Annotated in this window: 24 protein-coding genes and 1 other RNA gene; 11 read left to right on the top strand and 14 right to left on the bottom strand. The window is 53.9% G+C overall.

Going from position 1 to position 22,882, the window contains the following annotated elements:
- Positions 1-24: 24 nt before the first annotated feature.
- The 5 genes from ptsP to QQL62_RS05995 all read right to left on the bottom strand — a co-directional run bounded on the left by ptsP (position 25) and on the right by QQL62_RS05995 (position 5,815).
- Complete coding sequence (ptsP, locus tag QQL62_RS06015) at positions 25-2,265, bottom strand: phosphoenolpyruvate--protein phosphotransferase (protein WP_284376979.1); 2,241 nt, start codon at positions 2,263-2,265, stop codon at positions 25-27.
- A gap of 8 nt (positions 2,266-2,273) precedes the next feature.
- Entirely contained in the window at positions 2,274-3,515 is a 1,242-nt protein-coding gene (locus tag QQL62_RS06010) for an aspartate kinase (protein WP_284376977.1), read from the bottom strand.
- 124 nt (positions 3,516-3,639) lie between these two features.
- Positions 3,640-4,059 carry a DUF1178 family protein gene (locus QQL62_RS06005; RefSeq protein ID WP_284376975.1) on the bottom strand — a complete coding sequence of 140 codons (420 nt, stop codon included), beginning with the start codon at positions 4,057-4,059 and terminating at the stop codon, positions 3,640-3,642.
- A 209-nt stretch (positions 4,060-4,268) separates the two neighbouring features.
- Positions 4,269-4,829, bottom strand: a complete 561-nt coding sequence (locus tag QQL62_RS06000; protein WP_284376974.1) for a GcrA family cell cycle regulator — start codon at positions 4,827-4,829, stop codon at positions 4,269-4,271.
- A 95-nt stretch (positions 4,830-4,924) separates the two neighbouring features.
- Positions 4,925-5,815: a DMT family transporter gene (locus tag QQL62_RS05995; RefSeq protein WP_284376973.1), complete on the bottom strand. Its 891-nt coding sequence runs from the start codon at positions 5,813-5,815 to the stop codon at positions 4,925-4,927.
- Between the two features lie 116 nt (positions 5,816-5,931).
- On the opposite strand from QQL62_RS05995, the gene QQL62_RS05990 reads away from it, so the two are divergent.
- Genes QQL62_RS05990 through QQL62_RS05980 form a run of 3 tightly spaced genes read left to right on the top strand, consistent with a single transcriptional unit; the run spans position 5,932 to position 8,583 of the window.
- Entirely contained in the window at positions 5,932-7,110 is a 1,179-nt protein-coding gene (locus tag QQL62_RS05990; protein WP_284376970.1) for an aspartate aminotransferase family protein, read from the top strand.
- Positions 7,107-8,033: an ornithine carbamoyltransferase gene (gene argF / locus QQL62_RS05985; protein WP_284376967.1), complete on the top strand. Its 927-nt coding sequence runs from the start codon at positions 7,107-7,109 to the stop codon at positions 8,031-8,033. Before QQL62_RS05990 ends, argF begins: the two co-directional genes overlap by 4 nt.
- Positions 8,026-8,583, top strand: a complete 558-nt coding sequence (locus QQL62_RS05980) for an isochorismatase family protein (protein ID WP_284376965.1) — start codon at positions 8,026-8,028, stop codon at positions 8,581-8,583. Before argF ends, QQL62_RS05980 begins: the two co-directional genes overlap by 8 nt.
- Here the strand turns inward: QQL62_RS05980 and QQL62_RS05975 are convergent.
- The 7 genes from QQL62_RS05975 to QQL62_RS05945 all read right to left on the bottom strand — a co-directional run bounded on the left by QQL62_RS05975 (position 8,580) and on the right by QQL62_RS05945 (position 15,265).
- Positions 8,580-9,314, bottom strand: a complete 735-nt coding sequence (locus QQL62_RS05975; protein ID WP_284376963.1) for a rhomboid family intramembrane serine protease — start codon at positions 9,312-9,314, stop codon at positions 8,580-8,582. The genes QQL62_RS05980 and QQL62_RS05975 overlap by 4 nt on opposite strands.
- 22 nt (positions 9,315-9,336) lie before the next feature.
- Entirely contained in the window at positions 9,337-10,314 is a 978-nt protein-coding gene (locus QQL62_RS05970) for a TFIIB-type zinc ribbon-containing protein (RefSeq protein ID WP_284376961.1), read from the bottom strand.
- Positions 10,315-10,462: 148 nt separating this feature from the next.
- Positions 10,463-10,993 (bottom strand): cytochrome b, encoded by a 531-nt coding sequence (locus QQL62_RS05965; RefSeq protein WP_284376958.1) that lies wholly within the window; start codon positions 10,991-10,993, stop codon positions 10,463-10,465.
- Between the two features lie 18 nt (positions 10,994-11,011).
- On the bottom strand, positions 11,012-12,118 hold the full coding sequence (locus tag QQL62_RS05960; RefSeq protein WP_284376956.1) for an SPFH domain-containing protein: 1,107 nt from the start codon (positions 12,116-12,118) through the stop codon (positions 11,012-11,014).
- A gap of 22 nt (positions 12,119-12,140) precedes the next feature.
- Positions 12,141-13,331, bottom strand: a complete 1,191-nt coding sequence (locus QQL62_RS05955; RefSeq protein WP_284376954.1) for a toxic anion resistance protein — start codon at positions 13,329-13,331, stop codon at positions 12,141-12,143.
- Positions 13,332-13,341: 10 nt separating this feature from the next.
- Positions 13,342-14,247, bottom strand: coding sequence for a 5-bromo-4-chloroindolyl phosphate hydrolysis family protein (locus QQL62_RS05950; RefSeq protein ID WP_284376952.1), 906 nt, complete (start codon positions 14,245-14,247; stop codon positions 13,342-13,344).
- 193 nt (positions 14,248-14,440) lie between these two features.
- Positions 14,441-15,265, bottom strand: coding sequence for a TerC family protein (locus QQL62_RS05945; RefSeq protein ID WP_284376950.1), 825 nt, complete (start codon positions 15,263-15,265; stop codon positions 14,441-14,443).
- Positions 15,266-15,472: 207 nt separating this feature from the next.
- Between QQL62_RS05945 and QQL62_RS05940 the strand changes: the two genes are divergently transcribed.
- Positions 15,473-15,685: a cold-shock protein gene (locus tag QQL62_RS05940; protein WP_284376948.1), complete on the top strand. Its 213-nt coding sequence runs from the start codon at positions 15,473-15,475 to the stop codon at positions 15,683-15,685.
- A 14-nt stretch (positions 15,686-15,699) separates the two neighbouring features.
- Here QQL62_RS05940 and QQL62_RS05935 read toward each other — a convergent pair whose 3' ends face one another.
- Positions 15,700-16,581: a pseudouridine synthase gene (locus QQL62_RS05935; RefSeq protein ID WP_284376946.1), complete on the bottom strand. Its 882-nt coding sequence runs from the start codon at positions 16,579-16,581 to the stop codon at positions 15,700-15,702.
- A 63-nt stretch (positions 16,582-16,644) separates the two neighbouring features.
- Between QQL62_RS05935 and QQL62_RS05930 the strand changes: the two genes are divergently transcribed.
- From QQL62_RS05930 to rnpB, 6 genes are all read left to right on the top strand, one after another.
- Positions 16,645-17,094, top strand: a complete 450-nt coding sequence (locus QQL62_RS05930; RefSeq protein WP_284376944.1) for a nucleoside deaminase — start codon at positions 16,645-16,647, stop codon at positions 17,092-17,094.
- Between the two features lie 76 nt (positions 17,095-17,170).
- On the top strand, positions 17,171-17,458 hold the full coding sequence (gene gatC, locus QQL62_RS05925) for an Asp-tRNA(Asn)/Glu-tRNA(Gln) amidotransferase subunit GatC (RefSeq protein ID WP_284376942.1): 288 nt from the start codon (positions 17,171-17,173) through the stop codon (positions 17,456-17,458).
- A gap of 1 nt (position 17,459) precedes the next feature.
- Complete coding sequence (gatA, locus tag QQL62_RS05920) at positions 17,460-18,947, top strand: Asp-tRNA(Asn)/Glu-tRNA(Gln) amidotransferase subunit GatA (RefSeq protein ID WP_284376940.1); 1,488 nt, start codon at positions 17,460-17,462, stop codon at positions 18,945-18,947.
- Positions 18,938-19,576: a hypothetical protein gene (locus tag QQL62_RS05915; protein WP_284376938.1), complete on the top strand. Its 639-nt coding sequence runs from the start codon at positions 18,938-18,940 to the stop codon at positions 19,574-19,576. Before gatA ends, QQL62_RS05915 begins: the two co-directional genes overlap by 10 nt.
- Positions 19,577-19,585: 9 nt before the next feature.
- Entirely contained in the window at positions 19,586-20,311 is a 726-nt protein-coding gene (locus QQL62_RS05910; RefSeq protein ID WP_284376935.1) for an N-acetylmuramoyl-L-alanine amidase, read from the top strand.
- 9 nt (positions 20,312-20,320) lie between these two features.
- Positions 20,321-20,691: RNase P RNA component class A (rnpB, locus tag QQL62_RS05905), an RNA gene on the top strand.
- Between the two features lie 45 nt (positions 20,692-20,736).
- Here the strand turns inward: rnpB and QQL62_RS05900 are convergent.
- Positions 20,737-21,798 carry an MBL fold metallo-hydrolase gene (locus QQL62_RS05900; RefSeq protein WP_284376933.1) on the bottom strand — a complete coding sequence of 354 codons (1,062 nt, stop codon included), beginning with the start codon at positions 21,796-21,798 and terminating at the stop codon, positions 20,737-20,739.
- A gap of 580 nt (positions 21,799-22,378) precedes the next feature.
- Between QQL62_RS05900 and mraZ the strand changes: the two genes are divergently transcribed.
- The gene (gene mraZ, locus QQL62_RS05895; RefSeq protein WP_284377195.1) at positions 22,379-22,879 is read left to right on the top strand and encodes a division/cell wall cluster transcriptional repressor MraZ; all 501 of its coding nucleotides are present in this window, start codon (positions 22,379-22,381) and stop codon (positions 22,877-22,879) included.
- The last annotated feature ends 3 nt before the right edge of the window (positions 22,880-22,882 follow it).

The raw sequence follows: 22,882 nt of genomic DNA, 5'->3' as shown, positions 1-22,882 counted from the left end.
TTGACTACAGTTTGAAATGAAATTTTAGGCGTTTAGCCATTTTACCAAATCGGCGCGCACAGATTGTGCCCCTGAGGCGCGGGATTTGTTGATCACCGCGCGGGCATCATCCAGATCTGTCTGTAGCAAAATATCCTTAACCGGCCCGATAGAGGCTGGGCGCATCGATAGCTGTCGCAGTCCCATCGCAGCAAAGCATAAGGCCTCGAGCGGCCTACCAGCATCCTCGCCACAAAAGCTAACTGGCGTGTCAAAGGCCGCACAGCGTGCCGCGATTTGCTCGATAAAGGTCAGGTAGCTGACGTTGAGTGTATCATAGCGTCGGCGCACGCGCTCGTTTTCGCGATCCGCGGCATAGAAGAACTGCTTTAGATCATTGCCACCTATGGATATAAAATCACACATTTCAAAAAATTGATCCGGCGCAAAGGCAAGGCTGGGGGTTTCCAGCATCGCACCGATTTCCAGCTTGGATGGCGGCTCATGCCCCAATGCGGTTTCGCTCTTTAGCACTTTTAACAGCAAGGCTCGTGCATCACGGAATTCATTAAACTGTGCAACAAAGGGGAACATAACCCGCAAAGGTCGCCCATTGGCACCGCGGATCAGCGCCTGAAGTTGCATCTTCATAACACCCTGTTTATCCAGCCCCAGCCGGATGGCGCGCCAACCCATAGCAGGGTTGGGTTCATCAAGCGGGTTCATATAGGTCGCAACCTTATCTGATCCGATATCCAGGGTGCGAAAGGTCACCGGTAGGCCCTGTGCGCTATCCATCACATGGCCATAAATCTTGGCCAGCTCGTCTCGCTTGGGCATCACATTACGCATCAAGAATTGTAATTCTGTTCGAAACAGGCCAACGCCTTGTGCGCCAGAACCCTTTAGGCTGGGCAGATCCACCAACAGGCCTGCATTCATGTATAGGTCTAGACGCGTGCCATCGCGGGTGATGGCGGGTTTGTCACGAATGGCCGAGTATTTTTCTTGGGCCTTGGTCAACATGGCCAATTTATCTAGAAAGGCGGATTTGACCTCGTCTGTTGGGCGTAGATGCACCAATGCTTGATCGCCATCCACCAGAATTGTATCGCCGTTCAGGGCCTCTCGGGTGATATTTGCGGCATTGATCACCATGGGGATCGCCCATGCGCGCGCAATGATGGCCGCATGCGCCCCAACCGAGCCTTCCTCTAGCACGATACCGCGCAGGTTCTTGCCATATTCTAACAGCTCAGCCGTGCCGATATTGCGCGCCACCAGTACTGCGTTTTTGGGCAAGGATTCAGTGGCAGAGCGCCCCTGACCTGTTAGTAGACGTAGCAGCCGGTTAGACAGGTCATCCAGATCATGCAGGCGCTCGCGCAGGTAGGGATCGGGCACGCGCTCCATGCGCGCGCGCGAGGCGGATTGCTCTTTCTCTACGGCTAACTCAGCGGTTAGCCCGCTGTCGATGCTGGCCTCTAGCCGGTTGTTCCACCCCTTAGAATTGGCGAACATCCGATAGGTTTCCATGATGTCGTTTTGTTCGCTGCCAATACCCATTTTATTGGCTGTCAGCAGATCATCAACGGACAGGCGCAATTGATCCATGGCCCCCTGCAGGCGTTTTTTCTCGGCCTCTGGATCGTCGGATACCAGATTTGACACGACGATTTTGGCGTCATGTAGAACCACCTGACCCTCTGCCGTACCCTCTTGGGCACGGGTGCCTGTGATCATATAGGGGCGCTGGTGGGGGGCAGTCATTGCCTCGCCGGTGCCCACAAAGGCACCCAACTCTTTCATCTCTGCCAAGACCATGGCGACCACTTCTAGGGCATAGACCAGATCATCGTCGAATTTGCGTTGGGATTTGTTCTGCACAACCAATACGCCCAAAACCTCGCCAAGGCGCTGAATGGGCACGGCCAGCATCGAGTGATACAGATCCTCGCCAGTTTCGGGCATATAGCGAAAGCCCTTCACTTGTGGGGCATCCTTGGCATTGATTGGTTGCGCGGTTTTGGCAACCTCGCCAACCAGCCCCTCGCCAACACGCATGCGGGTTTTATGTACGGCCTCTGCGTTCAACCCTTGGGTCGCGCACAGTTCTAGCGTCTCGCGGTCACGGCGCAGGTAAATAGAGCACACCTCGGTGTCCATAGAGCTGGCAACCATCTGCACGATTTGATCTAGCCGCTCTTGGCCATCGCCATCAACAGCCAGAGTTTCGCGTAGGCGATTAAGAAGATCACGGGAGTTTATCCCAGGTTTTTTGGCCATGTTGGGCTCTATGCTGTTTCCAATTCAAACGCATCATGCAACGCACGAACAGCCAATTCCATATATTTTCTATCCACCAGAACAGAAACTTTGATCTCTGAGGTGGTGATGACACGGATGTTCACCCCTTCATCGGCCAGAACCTTGAACATTTTGGATGCAACGCCGGCGTGGCTGCGCATGCCGTTCCCGACAATGGTGACCTTGGCCACGATATCATCTACGATGATTTCTTTGTAGTTTATGTCGTCTGCCTCATGGGCGGCCTTTAGGGCCTTTTCTGCGCGCAGAACCTGATCAACAGGGCAAGAGAACGTCATATCGGTACGCCCCTCTTCGGAAATATTCTGAACGATCATATCCACGTTTACACCTGCATCGGCTAGTGGGCCAAAAATTGCGGCGGCAACACCTGGTCGATCCGCAACAGAGACCAAGGTTACCTTGGCCTCATCGCGTGAATAAGCAACACCTTTAACGGCTTTGATATTTTCCATGATATCCTTTTCCCGGCACACAACGGTGCCAACTTTGTCTGAAATGTCATCCTCGAAGCTGGACAAGACGCGCAACGGCACGTGGTAACTGCGGGCCAGCTCTACCGAACGGGTTTGCAAGACCTTGGCCCCTTGTGATGCCAATTCCAGCATCTCTTCGTAGGAAATTCTATGCAGCTTGCGCGCGTTTGGCACGATGCGCGGATCGGTGGTATAGATGCCATCAACATCGGTATAGATATCACAGCGATCCGCCTTTAGCGCCGCGGCAAAGGCCACGGCGGTGGTATCGGAACCACCGCGCCCCAATGTGGCGATGCGATTGTCATCCATCACCCCCTGAAACCCAGCAACAACATTCACCGCATAACCGGCGTCAAATGCGGCATTCATGTTCTCGGGGGGGATATCATCAATGCGCGCAGCCTCGTGATGGCCTGTGCATTTCACTGGCACCTGCCAGCCCTGCCAAGAGCGCGCCTTGATGCCCATTTGCTGAAGGCGCAATGCCATCAACCCAGAGGTGACATTTTCGCCAGACGAGACCACCGCATCATATTCTGCCTGATCGTAATCGGGTTTTGTCTCACGCACCCAGCCGACCAATTCGTTGGTTTTGCCAGACATAGCAGAAACGATCACCACCACTTGGTTTCCATTTTCTACTTCTTGGGCAACTTTGTTTGCGGCATTGGCGATCTTATCCAGATCAGCAACTGATGTGCCGCCAAATTTCATTACTATCCGAGACATACGCCTAAAATTCCTGTTTTCTTACCAGCTTGGGGTTACAGAAACTATGGGCAAAGAGCAAGGCCATCTGCGCGTAGGAAATGGGTAAGAGCCACAGAGGCCGAGCATTGGTGCGCCGCAGGCACTAGTTGGTTTTCTTATTGGCCCATGGCAATGGCAGGACGGGAATGCCGTCCTTGATCAGCTTCTTGGCGTCGTCCAGTTTGGCCTCGCCATGAATGGCCCGTTCAGGGGCGGTGCCTTCGTGGATCTTGCGTGCCTCGGCGGCGAATTTACTGCCCACGTTCTCGGAGTTTTCCTCAACGGTTTTACGCATCTTTGAAATCATCTCTTCCTCGGGCGAGGCAGGGGCGGTAAGGGGGGCTTCGGCCTTGGATCGAGCGGGGGATACCTGAGGCGCCATGATGGCACGCGTAACACCAGTGCTACCGCAGACGGTGCAACCCAACAGTTTTGCACGCTCTAGGCGCTCATAGGCAGACAAGCCATCAAACCAGCTGTCGAATTGGTGCCCGTTTTCACATTTCAGGGTATACTTTATCATATTTTCCCTTCTTGTGCCTAATTCGTGCCACGGGGTGGATCGGGTTTTGTGTGGCGGCCATGGTATCGCAAAGGCGATAACGAGGCATGAAGGCATCTGATAGTCTCTATCAAAAACTAATTATAAAACATAAACTTGGCGATATTAAGGTCATTTGTCTATTCACATTAAAATGTTGGCCCGCGCGGGGACATGCCGCGCGGCCACTTTTATCTACGGCGGTCGCGGCGCGCCGACATCGGCTGAAAGGCCACGGCGTTATGGGCCTCGCAATAGGGTTTACCGGTTTCCACAGACAGGCCACAGAACCAGAAATCTTCGGTTGCGGGATCCCCCACGGGCCACTTGCAGGTCTTCTCGGTTAGTTCCATCAGGCGCAGCTTCTTGGCTTTTTTCTCGACCTTTGCAACCTTGGCCAGCGCCTCCTTGCTTACCTCATTGGCTGAGGGCTGTGGCGGTAGGGGTTGACCAGCCTTTATGATTGGTTTGCGCGGAGGGATATTGGTGGCTTTTGGCATGGTCACGCGGGTCTCGCTGGCCTTTGGTGCGGTATCTTGGGGCGCCGATTTGGGCTTGGCCTTGGCGGGTTCCTTTTTCGGGGCAGGTTTTGCGGTGGTTGTTGTCGCGCGGTTAGACAGGCCAAGGCGGTGAACCTTGCCGATGACAGCGTTGCGGGTAACCCCGCCCAATTCCTTGGCGATTTGACTGGCTGATTTGCCCTCGCCCCACATCTTTTTCAAGACTTCTACGCGATCATCTGTCCAGGCCATGTATTTCTCCGATTATTGCCAGTTCTTTGGCTAGGCCAACTTAATAAACTATCCGTGTATATGTGACCAGCGGTTTTTGAGTGTGGTGTGATTTTTTACATCAACTTTGCGCGCTTGGCTGCACGTGCTTCGCGCTCGGCTAGTAGCAATGCCCCCGATAGTATTATCGCGGCGCCAATTAGGCTGATGCGGTCGGGGATTTGATTGAAAAACAGATAGTCATAGAGGGCGGCGAATATCAGGGTGGAATAGGCAAAGGGCGCTACAAAGCTGACCTCGCCCATGCGCATGGCATTCACATAGCATACCTGTGCGCAAAGCATCAACGCGCCGATACCCGCCAAACCCAACCATTGCGGGGTGGTTGGCGCTTGCCAGATCAGCATGGCCACACATCCCGATATACATAGGCTGATACCATTGTTTAGGATTAAAATCTGCAGGGGCCGCTCGGCGCGGGTAAGGGTTTTGATAATAATCAACTCTATCCCCAGAATAAATGCTGCCCCCAATGCCACAAGGCCTCCCACCTGCAGGCTGGCGGAACTGGGGCGCAATAGAACGATTGCCCCAAAAATGGTGATTGTTGCCGCCAGCCAGCGGAATTTACCGACCCGTTCACCCAAGAACGGGATGGCAAACAGCATGGCAAACACAGGGTTTAAAAAGCTGATTGCCGTGGCATCAGACAGTGGGATCATGGCGGCGGCGGCAAACATCAGGCTGACCCCCGCCCAGCCAGAGCAACAGCGCGCCAGATGGAGCTTCAGATTGGGGTTGCTGATTTTGGGCCGCAGGACGGCGGCCGCACATAGCAGAATTAAGAAGGCAAACAGAAACCGCCCAAAGCTGATCATCAGGGGGGGCAGGGCAGGGCCAAGGTGTCCTTGGCCAATGGATTTGGCCAAGAGCGTTGTCCCCGCCACAAAGGCAGAGGCCAGCAAGATCAGTCCAGCTGGCAGAAGGGTTTCTGTGGTTTTGTTCATCGGGGGTCCTTTGGCCACAGATTGGCGACAAATACGCCCACACACAAGCAAGAATTGACTTAGCGTCAAAGATGGGTCAAAGACTGCGCTTCTAATTTAATAAATGGAGTATTCCCGTGATTTCTTCTGTGTTGCCGACCTATGCCCGTGCACCGCTATCCTTCGTCAAAGGCGAAGGCAGCTGGCTGATGGATAGCGACAACCGACGTTATTTGGATATGGGGGCAGGGATTGCCGTGAATATTCTGGGCCATGCCAATCCAGTTCTGGCAGATGCGTTGAAATCTCAGGCGGATACCCTGTGGCATACCTCGAACCTCTACAATGTGCCCAACCAAACCGCGCTGGCGGATCGCTTGGTGGATGCCACCTTTGCGGATACGGTATTTTTTACCAATTCTGGCACCGAGAGCATGGAATGCGCTGTGAAAATGGCGCGCAAGTTTCATCATGAAAACGGCGCGCCAGAGCGCGTGAATATGATCGCCTTCAACGGGGCATTTCATGGGCGCTCACTGGGGATGATTTCTGCCGCTGGTGCAGAAAAGCTGACCGCGGGATTTGGGCCGCTATTGCCGGGGTTCACCCATGTTGATTTCGCTGATTTAGATGCAGTAGAGGCGGCGGTGGATGAAACCACCGCGGCGATTATCGTAGAACCCGTGCAGGGCGAGGGCGGCATTGTGCCCGCCGAGGATGCCTTCCTGCGAGGTCTGCGTGAATTGTGCGATGCGCAGGGTATTCTACTGATATTGGATGAAATCCAGTGTGGCATGGGGCGCAGCGGTAAATTATTTGCCCATGAATGGGCAGGGATCACACCAGATATCATGGCCGTAGCCAAAGGGATCGGTGGCGGGTTCCCCTTGGGGGCCTGTTTGGCCACAGAGCGCGCCGCATCGGGCATGGTGGCAGGTACCCATGGTTCTACATATGGCGGCAATCCGCTGGCCACAGCCGTGGGATCGGCTGTTCTGGATGTGGTTAATACGCCTGCGTTCCTACAAGAGGTCACCGCGCGCGCCGGCGAAATGCGCCAAGGGCTAGAGGGGCTGGTGGCCAGCCATCCGGATGTCTTTAAATCTGTGCGCGGTGTTGGCTTGATGCTGGGTGTCGAATGCGTCGTGCCCAATATGGATGTGGTGAATGCGGGCTACGAGGCCTCGTTGCTTACCGTGCCGGGGGGGGGGAATGTGATCCGCCTGTTGCCTGCGTTGAATATTACCTCCGATGAAATCAAACAGGCGCTGGCGTGTCTGGAAAAAACCGCCCAATTGATCGAGGCAAAGTTATGAACCATTTTCTAGATATTCACAAAACACCTGCAGATGATCTTCGGGCCATGCTAAAACAGGCCCATAAAACCAAGGCCGCCCGCGCAGGCCTGCCCAAGGGCACGCTGGATGCAGAGCGCCCCCTTGATGGGCACATGGTTGCGCTGATTTTTGAAAAACCATCCACGCGAACCCGGGTCTCTTTTGATATGGGCGTGCGCCAGATGGGTGGCCAGAGCATGGTGCTATCTGGCAATGATATGCAGTTAGGCCACGGCGAGAGCATTGCCGATACTGCGCGCGTACTGTCACGCTATGTGGATATGATTATGATCCGCACATTTGATGAAAGCACCCTGCTGGAAATGGCAGAATATGCGGATGTGCCGGTGATCAACGGCCTAACCGATCGCACCCACCCCTGCCAGATCATGGCCGATTTGCTGACCTTCGAGGAAAAGAAGGGCTCGATCAAAGGCAAAAAGGTGGTTTGGATGGGCGATGGCAACAATGTCTGCGCCTCGTTTCTGCATGCGGCGGGGCAATTTGGATTTGATATGACCTTCTCTGGGCCAGAGACCCTGCGCCCAGAGGCAGAGTTTATCAAATACGCCCGCGATATGGGATCCAAGGTCGAAATAGAGCCAGATGCCACGCGGGCTGTAGAGGGCGCCGATCTGATCGTGGCAGATACGTGGATGTCGATGCATGATGCCACCAGCGCACGCGCCGCACGTCACAATCAGTTGCGCCCATATCAGGTGAACGCACAGCTGATGAAGGCAGCGGGCGAGCAGGCGCTGTTCATGCATTGCCTGCCCGCGCACCGCGAAGAAGAGGTAACATCCGAGGTGATGGATGGCCCGCAATCGGTTGTCTTTGACGAGGCTGAAAACCGGCTGCATGCGCAAAAGGCCGTGATGAAATGGTGCTTGAATGGCTGATTTCGCGCTAATCGTTATTGACGTACAGCAGGGTTTTGCGGATCGGGCCGAGGCCGGAGATGGGCGTTCCTGCCCCGAGGCAGAGGTGAATATCGCCCATCTGTTGGCGCATTTTCGTATGCGCGAGCTGCCGATTATTCATGTTCACCACCATTCATTGCACGAAAACTCGCCGTTTCATCCCAGTGCTTCTGGGGTAGCGGTTCAGGAATTTGCCACGCCAAAGGTAGGCGAAACAGTGATCGTTAAAGAACAGAATTCCGCCTTTGTGGATACCAATCTTGCGGATGAGTTGGCGACGTTGGGTGATCCTGCGCTGGTAATTTGCGGGGCGACGGCCAATCATTGTGTGGAAACCACCACGCGCATGGCAGGTAATATGGGCTATGATGCCTATTACGTCTCGGATGCGGTCTGGGCCTTTGGCATTATAGGCCCCGATGGTATCAGCCACAGCGCAGAGGCGGTACATTCCATGTCCTTGGCCAACCTTGATGGTGAATTCGCAAAGGTACAGACCTGTACTCAAGTTCTGGCAATAATTCCTTAGCGGCGGCGCTTGATTATGGGAATATTGGTTGTGCGGCTTTCAAATGTGGGCTTGTGGGGCGGGTGGTAATCCGCATCCTTCCAAAACCGTGCGCCCCCCAGACGTAAGAACACCGGTATGGCCAGCACCCCACCGGCCATAAAGCCCCCGATGTGCGCCCAATAGGCAATGCCCGCCCCGCCAGACAATTCGCCAAAAAACTGCATGCCCATCCAAACCGCCAACACCACATAGGCCGGTAAGGTAAAGACCTTGAAAAACACAACAAAGATGATCAGCACATCCACCTTGGCGCGTGGGTATAGCAACAGATAGGCCCCCATGACGCCTGCAATAGCCCCAGACGCCCCAACCATGGGAACCGGCGAATGCGGCCCCACCAGCACCTGCGCCATCGCAGCCCCAAAACCCGCTAGCAGATAGAAAATTAAAAATGTGATATGCCCCATGGCATCTTCGACATTGTCGCCAAATATCCACAGGAACAGCATATTGCCCGCGATATGCATCAGGCCGCCGTGCAGAAACATAGAGGTAAGCACAGTATGGTAATCGATACCTGCGCTGAATTCGGCGGGAACCAAGGCCCATGTTGCGAAAAAGGCTCCCAATTCGCGTGGTTGATCTAAAATTGGCACATAGGTTAGAAACACCAAAATATTTACAGCCATTAAGGCCCATGTCACATAGGCGGGCCGACGGGATGGATTATGATCGCGAAATGGAAACATCGAATACCTAGTTGGTTAAGATTTATATATGGCCGCTGTTTTGTGCCAGCGCAATTAGATACCCAGACCCTACAGCCACTATGGAAAACACCAAAACCGCAAAGGTGATCTTCCAAATAGAGTAGGGGCGCTGGCCCTGAATGCGCCCCGTGCGCCCATTGATCACAAAACGATAGCTCTTGCCGCGGTATTTATAGGCCGCCATCCAAACCGGCAGTAAAACATGTTTAAAGCTTGTGGATTTATATTCGGTGTTTGCAGACAAGATTTTCTGACGGTCGCCCCCAATGTCGAATTTTATATCTCTGGTGACCGTCCGATCCATAATCACCTGCGCCTCGCGGTAACCATCCTCTAGGCTAACAGTATAGCTCTCGGCGCGAAAACCAGCGAGGTATTCGGGCTGATACGGCTCTAATGCGCCTAAATCCCATGGTTCCAATCCATCGGTGAATTTCTTGGGCAGGCTCTTCGATGCCAAGACCAACACATCATCGAAAAAGCGCGTAACGCGCCCGCGTACGGTATCCCAGCGGATCTTTTGCACGCGACGCGTGCCCGTGGTGATACGGCCATCAACGCGCCTTGTGTAGGATTCGGTTACATAATAGACCGTGCCACGCTGGCCAGTATAGCCAGTTGCGGTATCCGCGTCATAAGTCCAATAGGGCACATAAATCCCATCTAACCTACGGCCCTTGCGAGCATACTCGTTTAAGCCATTTGGAGCGAACCATAGGCCCCCCAACCAATTATTCATGCTCTTGTGCGCGACCTCTTCACTGATACCAAAGGGCAGTAAACCTTGGGGTTTTATCTGGCTTTGGGGGGCGGTTTCACCGACCACTGGGGTGGCGCAAAATGGACATTCCGCAGCATGAGTATGGGGATCAAATTCCACCGAAGCACCGCAGTTTTTACAGCCATAGGTCTGCACTTCTGTCGTTTGATATTCGCCCAGCCCATCGCGCAGGGTTGCGCGAAGGTCTAGTTCACGCATCGCCTGCCCACGCCATGAATGATTAGGGACTATTTCCTGGTTATCCCCACAATGGTCACAGACCAAGCCAAAGGTTCCAGGCGCATATCGCTGGGCCGATCCACAGGAATCGCAGGGAAATTGCTGTTCGTTTTGTTCGGTCACCGGATTACTTTAGGTATTTGTGTAGTTTGATCGGCAGGATGATACGCAAGGCATTATCGCGCAGCACAAACTGGCGCCACAGATGAAACAGTATATGCACAACAATGATAATCAACAGCCCATCAAAGGCCAGCTCGTGCAGCTCTTCCAACAGTGAATGCAACCAGCGGATATCAATCCCAAGGCTCAGCGGCACAACACCAAAGGCATCAATGGCATAGGGGGCCATCATACCAGTTAATGCGCCAGAAAGAACCATAATAGGAAGGGCGATGTAAAGAACACGGTGCATCCAAAAATGCACCTGCTTTGCCCATGCGGGCAATTTAGGGCCAGCACGCCCCACAGGGCCGTTTTTCATATAAGAGACAAACCAGATAAACGTCACAACACCCAACAACATCCCTACACCTGCATGTGTAGATAATGCCCCCCCGGGATCGGCGGTATTTTCATCTGGCTCAACCAGTACAAAATACAAAATGAAAGCCCCAGCGAGCCAATGTAGCCATTTAAGCGCTGTACGTCTGGTCATATCACCTCTGTTTCTGGCCTACTTGGCCGTTGGTACTGGCGGTGGCATGATGGAAAATAGCTGCGCCAGTTCGATCACCTCATCAGCGGTTTTCCAGCCATCTTGGCCCGCGCTCCAAACATAGCTGTCGCGGGATAACTCGCCGCTGGCGGCCATACGGCCCAATTCGGCGCGCGAAAACGGCCCCGATGATGCGCCGTCCTTGGCCACGTGCCAGACCTTGTCTACCACGGGGGGTGGTGGTGGCATTTGCGGTGCGGGTGCCACAGAACCGCCGCGCATCATACGATCCGCCATGGCCATGCCCATGCCCGCCCCAAGGCCAGCCCCCATGCCGCCCCCGCCCGCAGGGTTGGCTGCGGCTGTTGTCATGCTCTCGGCGGCAGAAAAATTGGTATAGGTTGATAGATCGCCCACGATGCCGATGGATGTGCGCTTGTCCAATGCCGCCTCGACCGCTGGTGGTAGGGATATGTTTTCAATAAACAGGCTGGGCAATTCGATACCGTATTCCGCCAGATCAGGGGCGATGCGTGTGGCCAAGAGCTTGCCCAATTCAGGGGCATTGGCGGCCATATCCAGCACAGGAATGCCACAGCTGGCGATAGCGGCTGAGAAGCTGGATACGATTACATTGCGGATTTGATAGGATATCTCGTCGGTCGTGGTTTCCCCATCTGTACCCACAATCTCGCTTAGGAATTTGGCAGGATCAGAGATACGTACAGAATAGGTTCCAAAGGCGCGAATGCGCACGGGGCCAAATTCAGGATCACGGCACATGATCGGGTTTTTGGTGCCCCATTTCAAATCCTGAAAGCGGGTGGTGTTTACATAGTAAATCTCGGATTTAAACGGGCTTTTGAATCCGTGGTCCCAATAGTTCAGGCTGGTCAGGATGGGCATGTTGTTGGTTTCCAACATGTACAACCCCGGCGAAAACACATCGGCAATTTGCCCCTCGTGCACGAAAACCGCAGCCTGACCTTCGCGCACGGTCAGCTTGGCTCCGTATTTGATCTCATGGCCTTCGCGCTCAAAACGCCAGACCATAGTGTCGTTGGTATCATCCGTGTGGTGGATGACATCAATCAACTCACCCAATAAGAAATCTAAAATGCCCATGTGTTTGTGCCTTTCTTTGGGGTTATTCGCCTGTGGCGGTGCCGATGGTGTCGCCGGTGCCGGTGCCTTTTGCTTTGGCGGCTTTTAGGGCCTCTTTTAGCTTGTCTTCCAGACCTTCTAGTTCGGTTTCGGCGGCGGCGCGGCGCGCCTTGCCTTCATCTGCAATGCTTAGGCTTTCCTCGATGGTATCCAGCAGGTATTGGTTGGCCTTGCGGATGCTGTCCATATCAAACACACCGCGCTCCATTTGCTCGCGCACGGCTTTGTTTGCTTCTTTTAGGTTGGCGGCATTGCTTTCCAGCAAATCATTGGTCAGGTCTGTGGCATCCTTGACCACCTTGGCGGCTTCTGACGAACGGTGGATGGTTACGGCCTGTGCTAACTGTGTTTCCCATAGGGGTACGGTGTTCACTAGGGTAGAATTGATTTTGGTCACCAGTGATTTATCGTTTTCCTGAACCAAGCGGATTGACGGCAGGGATTGCATGGTGACCTGACGTGTCAGTTTTAGATCATGAACCCGGCGTTCCAGATCGTCACGCGCGGCGCGTAGATCGCGCAATTCCTGCGCCATGACCACGCCTTTATCCTTGCTGGCCTTTTCTACCTGGCGCTCCTTGGCGGGGATGGTCTTGGCATCTAGTTCTGCGATCTTCTTCTCGCCAGCGGCGATGTACAATGCCAGCTCGTCATAGAAAGCCAATGTTTTGCCGTAAAGCTTGTCGAGGGACTTGATATCTTTCAGCAATACATGCTCGTGATCCAGCAATTCATCGGTGATGTTGTCAATCTGGCCCTGAACGGTTTCAAATTTTGCCATGAATTTAGCCATCGGGGCGGCACGTCCAATCAGGCGCTCCCACCAGCTAAGCTTGCGGTTGGGGTTCAATTCATCCACAGAAAAGCCGCGGATTGAGCTGACCATATTGCGCAGGCTTTCGCCAGCGGGGCCCACATCCTTGTTGCGCACACCTGCCAGCATCTCTTGGGAAATGGCTTGCAGCTCTTGTTGGGATTTGGATCCGAACTCGATGATAGACTGGGTGTTGGCCAGGTCGATTTCCTTCATGCGGGCGTTGATTGCTTTTTGCATGTTGGGTTTTGCTTCTTCGATTACAATCAGCTCGCCCTTGGGTTCTGGCAGGATCGCTGCGGTGACCGCCTCGACCTCTTTTAGGGTTGTCTCGGCTTTCTTGCGAATATCTTCACTCATGGCAGGTTCCTTATTCTGCGGCCCGCAGGCCCTCTTGTTTCAGCCGGTCGCGCAGAACTTCGATTTCTACGTTCAGGTCGGTTCTATTGTCCAAAAGCATCTGTTGCTTTTGATTGGCAAAGCTGGTTTCTAAATCAACCAGCAGGGTTTCGTAATCGTTACGCGCATCGGTGCTGCGCTGTTTGCTGTAGATCTCGGCAAATTTCAGGGTCGCGTCGCGCGCGCCCTTTAGATACACGCCCAAGAATTTTCGCGCAGCGGTTAGATCGCGCGGGTCTTCCTCGATGGCGCGGAACATGTCGCGAATTTCGCTGGCCAATGTTTCAACGCGGCCCTCTAAGGCACGGTCGCGAAACCGCTTGGAGGCGATCAGCATCTCGGTCAATATGGCCTCGGCTTTGGCCACGGCCTTGGCCACACGTTCGGCTTCAAAGGCGCTCTGGCCCTCTAGGCCCTTGGATTTCAGGGGATCTAATCCGAAACTGGCCATATGTAAGCCGCCGGTTAACAGGGCCAATGCAATAGATTGTATCGCCCCAATTTCCCAGCCGGCAAACGCAGCAATACCAATGCCAATGCCAGCAAGGATGGCGGCGAACAGTTTGCGCGGAATGGCGGGCTTGCGTGCCACTTTGCGCGCATCATAGGCTTCGCTGGCGCGGATACCATCGCGCAACAACCACGCAGAAAGAATGAGTGTGGCAAAGGCGCCTAGCTCTGCCAACATCCCATTTATCTGGCCTGCGCGCAGCTCGCCAATAGCGGCAAACAGCATAGGCAGGGGCGCAAAGAACAGCATTTTCACGCGGATATAGGAATTATGGGCCTTCTTGCCGCGAAACTTGTTTATCGGGGTTGGGCGGGCATTATTGGGTGCACCATCGGGGCTGTGCTTGCCTCCAAATTCGCGGGCCATCTATCCCGTCCCCAATGTATTCATTGATACAGTGATCACGATCGCAAGTAAGACCGCATAGGATAGCCAATTTAACGTCGATGCTTTCATTCTTCCCCGCAGGACCAGTGTTCGTCTCTTAATATATAGCGAAAAACCCCCGTTACTAGACGGGGGTTTTAGGTTTTTTGCAACTGTGCAAATCTACGCTTGTTTAAGAGCCATGGTTTTGCTGGGTTTTTCGCTCATGCGCCAGCTTTTTTTGATAACCCGTTTGCACGATTTCCACGACAACCAATACGATCACCGAGAAGTAGAAGGTGGTTTTAGACATGGGCAGCAACTCGTGCCCAAAGATGCGAATTTGTAGGGCGTCATTATGCATGGCATGAGCCGCCGCAGGACCAGCCTCGCCCAATAAAACCACACCAACGATTAACAGGATGAACAGACCCAAAACTTCGTACATGCGGTTCTTCTTTAGGAACTCGGTTACGCCATCTGCCAATATCAACATGGCCGCACCAGAGGCTAGGATCGCAATGGCCAAGACCGGGAACACATCGGTAATTGCCAATGCAGACAGAATTGAATCAAAGCTGAAAATCAAGTTCATTGTTACAATCAATACGATAACCTGCATCGCAGATTTTCCTGATTTAGCCCCTGTGTTATGGGCAAGATCCTCTATCGACAGCATATGTGCGATTTCCTTAAAGGCGGTGTACATGATGAAAACACCCCCAATGATAAAGATCACGGTGGCAAAATTTATCCCGCCCTCCAGAACACCTGTCCATTCAAAGATGTGAAACGGTTCCTTCAGCGCATCGATCAGTTTGATCATGACAAACAACAGAACCACGCGCAGGGCCACAGCGATAATAATGCCCCAAAAGCGCACTTTCTGTTGCAGGTGTGCCGGTGCACGTTGCGATTCAATCGAAATATACAACAGGTTATCAAAGCCGAGAACGGCTTGTAGGAAAAACAATACTGCTAAATTTCCTAGGTTTTCAAAGGTAAGTAAATCAGCCATTTTCGCCTCTTGGTTTAAAAATACTCTCTTTCAAATACGCAGACAGGCCGTTTCGCGCAACGGGTTTTCTGGGAAAATTGCTGAAATTCGGGTTTCATATTACACTGAAATAACAAAGTAGACGAATCAGCGGGGCTGGGCATTCGATCAATTTGTTCCCACCGCTTCTGGTTTCGTTGTGAAATACCAATGACGAAGGACACGAACATGGCAAAGGGTAAGGTGAAGTGGTTCAACGCAGATAAGGGCTATGGATTCATCCAGCCCGAGGGCGGTGGGGCCGATATTTTTGTACATATTTCAGCACTACAAGCGGCAGGAATTGTTCAATTAGTGGATGAGATGCCGATTGAATACGAATTGATCGACGGGCGCGATGGTCGCCAAATGGCGGGCGAGTTAAAAATCATCGATCCTTAGGTCGCTACCGAGCCTTAGCGCCGCTTTGGCCGCCCTGCATTTGGTCGCCCAGAATTGGGCTTTGTAGTATTAGTCCGCCCAGAGTTAGGCCGCCCAGCATTTGGGCGCGGCGTCTTTTTGAAATTCGCCCTGGCGGGTCTCTCTGTGGTTTCCTCGGGTTTATGCGGGGTAACCGTATCAATGCCCAGCTGATCACGCAGTGTTTTCGCGCGGATCTCCACCGCTTGGCTGGGGGTCAAATCCTCTAGTTGAAATGGCCCGTAGGATACACGGATCAGGCGGTTAACCCGCAGGCCCACAAAATCCATCGCGCGGCGAATTTCACGATATTTCCCCTCGCGCAGGCCCACCGTTAGCCATGCATTTGACCCCTGCTGGCGATCCAGTGTAATTTGCATGGGCTTAAATGCCTCGCGGTCAATTACCGCACCCCGGCGCAGGGGCTCAAGCATTTCATCCGTCGGATTGCCGTTCACCCGCACACGATATTTGCGTAACCACCCCGTAGAGGGTAGCTCTAATTTTCGCTTCAGCTCACCATCATTGGTCAGCAATAGCAAACCCTCGGAATTGATATCCAAGCGCCCCACAGACATCACCCGCGGCATATCCTCGGGCAGGTCTTCAAAAATGGTCTTGCGGCCCTTTTCATCACGCTCGGTGGTGACCAAGCCCACGGGCTTGTAATAGCGCCAAAACCGCGCCTGCTGTTTGACCGGTGCAGGCTTCTTATCCACGTCTATCTTGTCGGCGTCGGTCACCTTGACCGCAGGGGTGGTCAGTACCTCGCCGTTTAGGTGGATACGCCCAGCGGCGATCATACGCTCGACTTCGCGACGAGAGGCTACGCCCGCGCGGGCCAGAAATTTTGCAATGCGTTCAGGTTCATTTGACATATCCCCCCTATGGGTGATCTGGGCAGGGCTTGCAAGGGCCGTAATTTCGCGTATTCAAGAGAAATGAGCGATTTTAAGACATTTATGCCCCTTGCAATAGAACAGGCCCGTGCCGCTGGTGCACGCGGCGAGGTGCCTGTAGGCGCGGTGATCACGCTGGAGGGTCAGGTGATCGCGACGGCCAGCAATCGCACGCGCGAGCTAAATGACCCAACAGCACACGCAGAAATTCTGGCCATTCGTGCGGCCTGTTCGCATTTAGGCGTAGAGCGTATCACCGGCGCTGACCTCTATGTAACCCTAGAGCCGTGCCCCATGTGTGCGGCGGCCATTGCCCATGCACGTGTTGCGCGCCTGTATTACGGGGCATCTGATCCAAAATCTGGTGGGGTAGAGCAGGGCGCGCGGGTGTTTGACCATGCACAGTGCCACCACAAGCCCGAGGTCTACGAGGGAATAAATGCGCGCGAATGTGCCCAATTACTGCGCGGTTTTTTCAAAAATCGCCGCTAAGGAGGGCCACAGGTGGCTTGCACGTCTGCCGAGGGCGCGCTAGATGGGGGATCATGTTAAATGCAAGGCTCCTGTAATGTCGATTGATAAAGAAACCGCCCGCCGCGCCGCCCATCTGGCACGTATTGCCGTGCCCGAAGAAGACCTGGATGTGCTGGCAACCGAACTGTCCGGAATTTTGGGATTTATGGAACAGCTGAATGAGGTCGATGTAGACGGCGTAGAGCCCATGACATCCGTCAGCCCCATGTCCTTGTACCGTCGCGCTGATGTTGTGACCGACGGCAATCAGCCTGAAAAAATATTGAAAAACGCACCCGAGGCCCGCGAGGGATTTTTTGCTGTGCCTAAGGTGGTGGAATAAAATGTCTGAACTTTCGAAACTGACCATTACAGAGGCGCGCGAAAAACTACGCGCCAAGGAAATTACCGCAGTAGAGCTGACACAGGATTGTGTGGATGCGGTGGCCGCGGGGGATGCGCTGAATGCTTATTGTGCGAAAACACCAGAAATCGCCCTAGAACAGGCAGCAGCTGCCGATGCGCGTCTGGCATCGGGCGATGCACCTGATATGTGTGGCATCCCGCTGGGCATTAAGGATTTGTTCTGCACCAAGGGCGTAACCAGCCAAGCGGCTTCTAAAATCTTAAGCGGGTTTAAGCCCGAATACGAAAGCACCGTAACCACCAAGCTGTGGGATGCGGGTGCTGTGATGCTGGGCAAGTTAAACATGGATGAATTCGCCATGGGCTCGTCTAACGAAACATCCGTGTATGGTGCGGCTGTCAACCCTTGGCGGCGCAAGGGTTCTGATGCGCCGTTGACCGCGGGTGGATCATCTGGTGGATCGGCCGCGGCGGTTGCGGGTGATCTATGCCTTGCGGCCACGGGTACGGATACCGGTGGCTCAATTCGCCAGCCTGCGGCCTTTACTGGTACTGTTGGGGTGAAGCCCACCTATGGACGGGTCTCGCGCTGGGGTGTAGTGGCCTTTGCATCGTCCCTTGATCAGGCTGGCCCGATGACCAAATCGGTGCGCGACGGCGCCATTTTCTTAAACGCGATTTCTGGCCACGATGCCAAGGATAGCACCAGCGCTAATTTCGATGTGCCGAATTTCGAGGCCGCTCTGACCGGGGATATCAAGGGCAAGAAAATCGGCATACCACGCGAATATCGCCTTGATGGTACACCTGCCGAGATTGAAAAGCTGTGGAATGATGGCGCGGATATGTTGCGTGATGCGGGGGCCGAGATTGTTGATGTGTCTTTGCCGCATACAAAATATGCCCTGCCGGCCTATTATGTTTTGGCCCCTGCAGAGGCCTCTTCCAATTTGGCCCGTTATGATGGCGTGCGTTATGGCCACCGCGCCACATTGGCCAAGGGCGAGGGCATTGACGATATGTATGCCCGCACCCGCGCCGAGGGCCTTGGCCCAGAGGTCAAACGCCGCGTGATGATCGGGGCCTATGTGTTGTCTGCTGGATTCTATGATGCGTATTACCGGCGTGCCCAGCGCGTGCGCACCTTGATCAAGAAAGATTTCGATGATGTCTACGCCAGCGGTGTTGATGCGATCCTAACACCCGCGACCCCCTCTGCGGCCTTTGGTCTTGGGGAAATGAAAGATGCGGATCCGATCAAGATGTATCTGAACGATGTATTTACTGTAACTGTGAATTTGGCGGGCCTGCCGGGTGTATCTGTCCCAACAGGGCTGGATGCTCAGGGGCTGCCACTGGGGCTACAGTTGATTGGGCGCCCATGGGAAGAAGGCGAGATGCTGAACATCGCATCGGTTCTGGAAAAATCTGCTGAATTCACAGGAAAGGCTGCAAAATGGTGGTAAGATATGCACCGCTTTTGGCAATGCTTGGTATATTGGTAGGTTGTTCTAGCGAAGAGGTCGGCTCGCGCTATTTCGACAGCATCAATCCTGATCCCGCCACGGTCTATGCTGGTGGGCAAAGGCCCGAATACACCAGCGTGCCTGCGGCCCAACCCCGCGCAGAATCCAGCAATGCCCAGCCTAGTTCAGTACCTGATGATCTGAGCAATGGATCCGAATATCTAGATGCCGTAGCCAATGGGGCCAACGCCGATCAAACAGACCCTGCCCAGAAAAAGGTGGTGCTGAATGAATTGGCCGTGGCGGAGCCATTGGTCGAGGAGAAAAAGCGCACCAAGCGTCGCGCACAAAACAAGGTTCCAGAGGCCAATGCCGTGGCAACCCCGATCCAAAAACGCGATAGCGGCATCGATTTGCTGGCCTATGGGCGCAGCCAGTCGCATTTGGTTGGCACACCAAAATATGCGCGCAGCGCTAACAAATACAAAAACGGCGGGCATTGTGGCCAATATAGCCTCCCCGAGATTGCACAAATTGCATTCTTGGATGCGGGCGGCCCACGCAAGGATACGCTGTTGCTGGACCGAGATGGGGATGGCTTTGCTTGTGCTTGGGTTCCCAATCGTTAATCTAGCCGGATGAGCTGGATTAACACCACGAAAAAATCACCGAATTTTGGCCCGCGCAAACACGATCGCGGGCCTGATTTGCTGGTTCTACATTACACGGCGATGAAATCCTGCGATGCCGCTATTGATCGGCTATGCGATCCCAATGCCGAGGTTTCTGCCCATTATGTGATATCCGAAACTGGTGCTGTGCACCAATTGGTTGATGAGGAAATGCGCGCATGGCATGCGGGCGCGGGGCGTTGGGGGGATGTGATGGATGTGAATTCCCATTCCATCGGGATCGAGCTGGCCAATGCCACGACCGAAGCGCTCGCTCTTCCTTTCCCAAATGCACAGATACAGGCACTGGAACGGTTGATGCGCCAGATCATGGCCCGCCATCCGGCCATCACCGAGGATCGGGTAATTGGTCATTCGGATATGGCGCCTACGCGTAAATTTGACCCCGGTGCAAAATTTGATTGGCGACGCTTGGCGCTGGGCGGCTTATCGATTTGGCCAAAAGATGTCTTGCAAATTGGCGCCTGCAGCGCTGATCAGTTCCTGCGCGATGCCCGTACATTTGGCTATACATGTGAGGGCGCCACCTTCGATGCTGTTTTGGCGGCCTTTCGAATGCGTTTTTTGCCAATGCTTCGTGGGCCGCTGTGCGCACAGGATTGCGCGGTAATGGCGGCCCTTGCGCGCGATTATCCTGCCAAGGCGATTGACGCGCGCCCCATCACGGCCTAAATCAGCGTGGCGGATGGCTGGGCGGCCGCGTGCGGGGTAACCCGCCCGAGGAAAGTCCGGACTCTTTATAGCAACGGCGGCGGGTAATGCCCGCCTGAGGTAACTCAAGGGATAGCGCCACAGAAAACAAACTACCGTGCCTGCACGGAAAAGGTGAAACGGTGGGGTAAGAGCCCACCGCGGGGATGGTAACATCACCGGCATGGCAAGCCCCGCCGAGAGCAAAACCAAGTAGGAACCGCGTGCCCGCAAGGGCGGGGGTGCTGTATCCCCAGCAGGTTCGGGTGGTTGCAAGAGCGTATCGGTAACGATGCGCCTAGATGAATGGTCGCTGACGGCTTCGGCCTGAACAAAATCCGGCTTATAGGCCATCCGCATATTTATCAGACCGGTCAGCGTATGCGGCGGGCCCAGCGCACAGCAGGCTAGCGTATCCAAACCTGGCCAGGCGCCATGGCCACAAAACGATCCGCAGGAATTGTATCCCGTGCTAGGGCCTCGCCAAGTGCCTTGGGCGGGGCATCCACTGCCTCGTTGGTCAGCTGAAATGTGCCCCAATGATGTCCAATTGCATATTCTGCGTTACATAGGATCATTCCCTGCACAGCCTCGGCGGGGTTCTGGTGCTGGCCCTTCATAAACCAGCGCGGCTCATAGGCCCCAACGGGTAGGATAGCCAAGTCAAACCCGCCGAATTTTTCCGCTGCGGCGCCGTAGTTAATGCCGCTGTGGAAACCGGTGTCACCGATGTGATAAATCCGCTGGCCCCCCGCCTCGATCACAAAGGCAGCCCATAGCGCCATGCGCCGATCATTGCGCCCGCGTGCCGACCAATGATGACAGGGTTCGATATGAATTTTTAGCCCAGCATGCGCGATCATATCCCCCCAGTCACCAACGGCGATATCGGCGCTGGGCGTGCGGCGGTGGATGATGGTATCATTCCCCAAAGGGGTGATGATCTTTGGATTATCCCGCGCTACCAGTTTTTCTAGTGTTAGATTATCCAGATGATCATAATGGTTGTGGGAAATCAGAATCAGATCGATATTCGGTAAATCGTCAAATTGAATACCTACGGGGTTATGCCGCTTGGGGCCAGCCCAACCCACAGGGCTAACCCGTTCTGAATAGACCGGATCGCACAGGATATTAACCCCCGCCACCTGTATCAGCATAGAGGCATGGCCGATCATGGTTACACGTATGGCATCGCTCTGGGCAGGTGGTTTGGCCTGTGGGTAGGGGCTATCGAAGGTCTCTGGCCATTTGGCACGCGGGGTATTGAATTGCCATTTAAGTAAATCCAAAAGATTTCCAGGCTCTACCCCATTGGGGTTGAAAAACCGCACCCCATCATAGTGATCGGACACGGGACCGGTATAATAGCCATTAAAGCTCTGCTTATATCTGGCATAGCCCAGCGCGCCCAATGCCGAGCCAACAGTGCCCAAGCCGAGACGTTTTAAAAATGTGCGACGTTGCATGTGTTTTCCACGTTTTTTTTTACGCTATGGGAAAAGGCAGCGTAGGGCTAGGGGAATTGATCAACAATTCCCGACGCTTTGGGATTGAAAAGCCAAAAAATTCACTTTGTTCTCAAAATGTTCTGGCTAATGTGGCTATTTTAGTGGGAAATCATGGGTGAAAATACAAAGAATTTTACCCACTATATCTTGTGGTTCAATTTATCTGTTCCGCTACAAATTCCAAGAATATGGCCAAAATCAGCGGCTTTTGGGGCTGAAATTTGTCAATTTTCCAAAGAAATCCATAAAATCCCAAAAAATTCCTTTGTTTCCCAATCAGTACCATGTACAACTGATTATACGATGAGGACGGGCGTATCAATTGGGCGCAGATCCAAGGACACCTGAACAGGTTTCATACAGGCACCCCCCATCTAAAAAGTAAGATCTGGAGGAGATACGAGCAGACACCCTCGGGTGGTATCCCCATCAACCAGACGGCCCATTCGGGACAAGGACGGCGGATCGAGCAGTGGCAGCAGTTCGATCCGCCGTTTCGTTTACAGGGGGTCTCCCCGCAACAAAAGAGGTCGCCCAAGTGGCACGTAGGTTCAGAGGTGAGTTCGTCCAAAAAGTGGACGCCAAGGGTCGGGTATCTATTCCCGCCGCCTTTCGACGTGTTTTGCAATCGGGTGATCCCGATTGGACCGAGGGCCTGGCCGCCGAGATGGTCTTGGTATATGGCGATCACCGCCGCCAGTTCATCGAAGGCTACACAATGACATCTATGGAAGAGGTCGATGCGCGCATTGCCGCCATGAAACGTGGCGGGCGCGAACGCCGAATGTTGGAGCGCATGTTCTCTGGGCAATCCTTGCAAATGAGCGTTGATGAAACCGGGCGCATTGTTTTACCGCCCAAGCTAAAAGATAAACTAGATTTAAAAGGCGAGGCCCTGTTCATTGCCTCTGTTGATACCTTCCAAATTTGGAAACCCGAAACCTATGAGCAATCTATCGCCGCATCTGATGCGTGGCTGGATGACTATGATGATGATTTTGATCCATTGGCGCTTCTTGATGAAGCGCCGATAGGCTAGGGG

It is taken from the genome of Amylibacter marinus (assembly GCF_030160015.1).
GTDB lineage: Bacteria > Pseudomonadota > Alphaproteobacteria > Rhodobacterales > Rhodobacteraceae > Amylibacter > Amylibacter marinus.
Note: the sequence above shows the minus strand (reverse complement) of the source record. Positions and strands in the feature narration are given on the sequence as shown.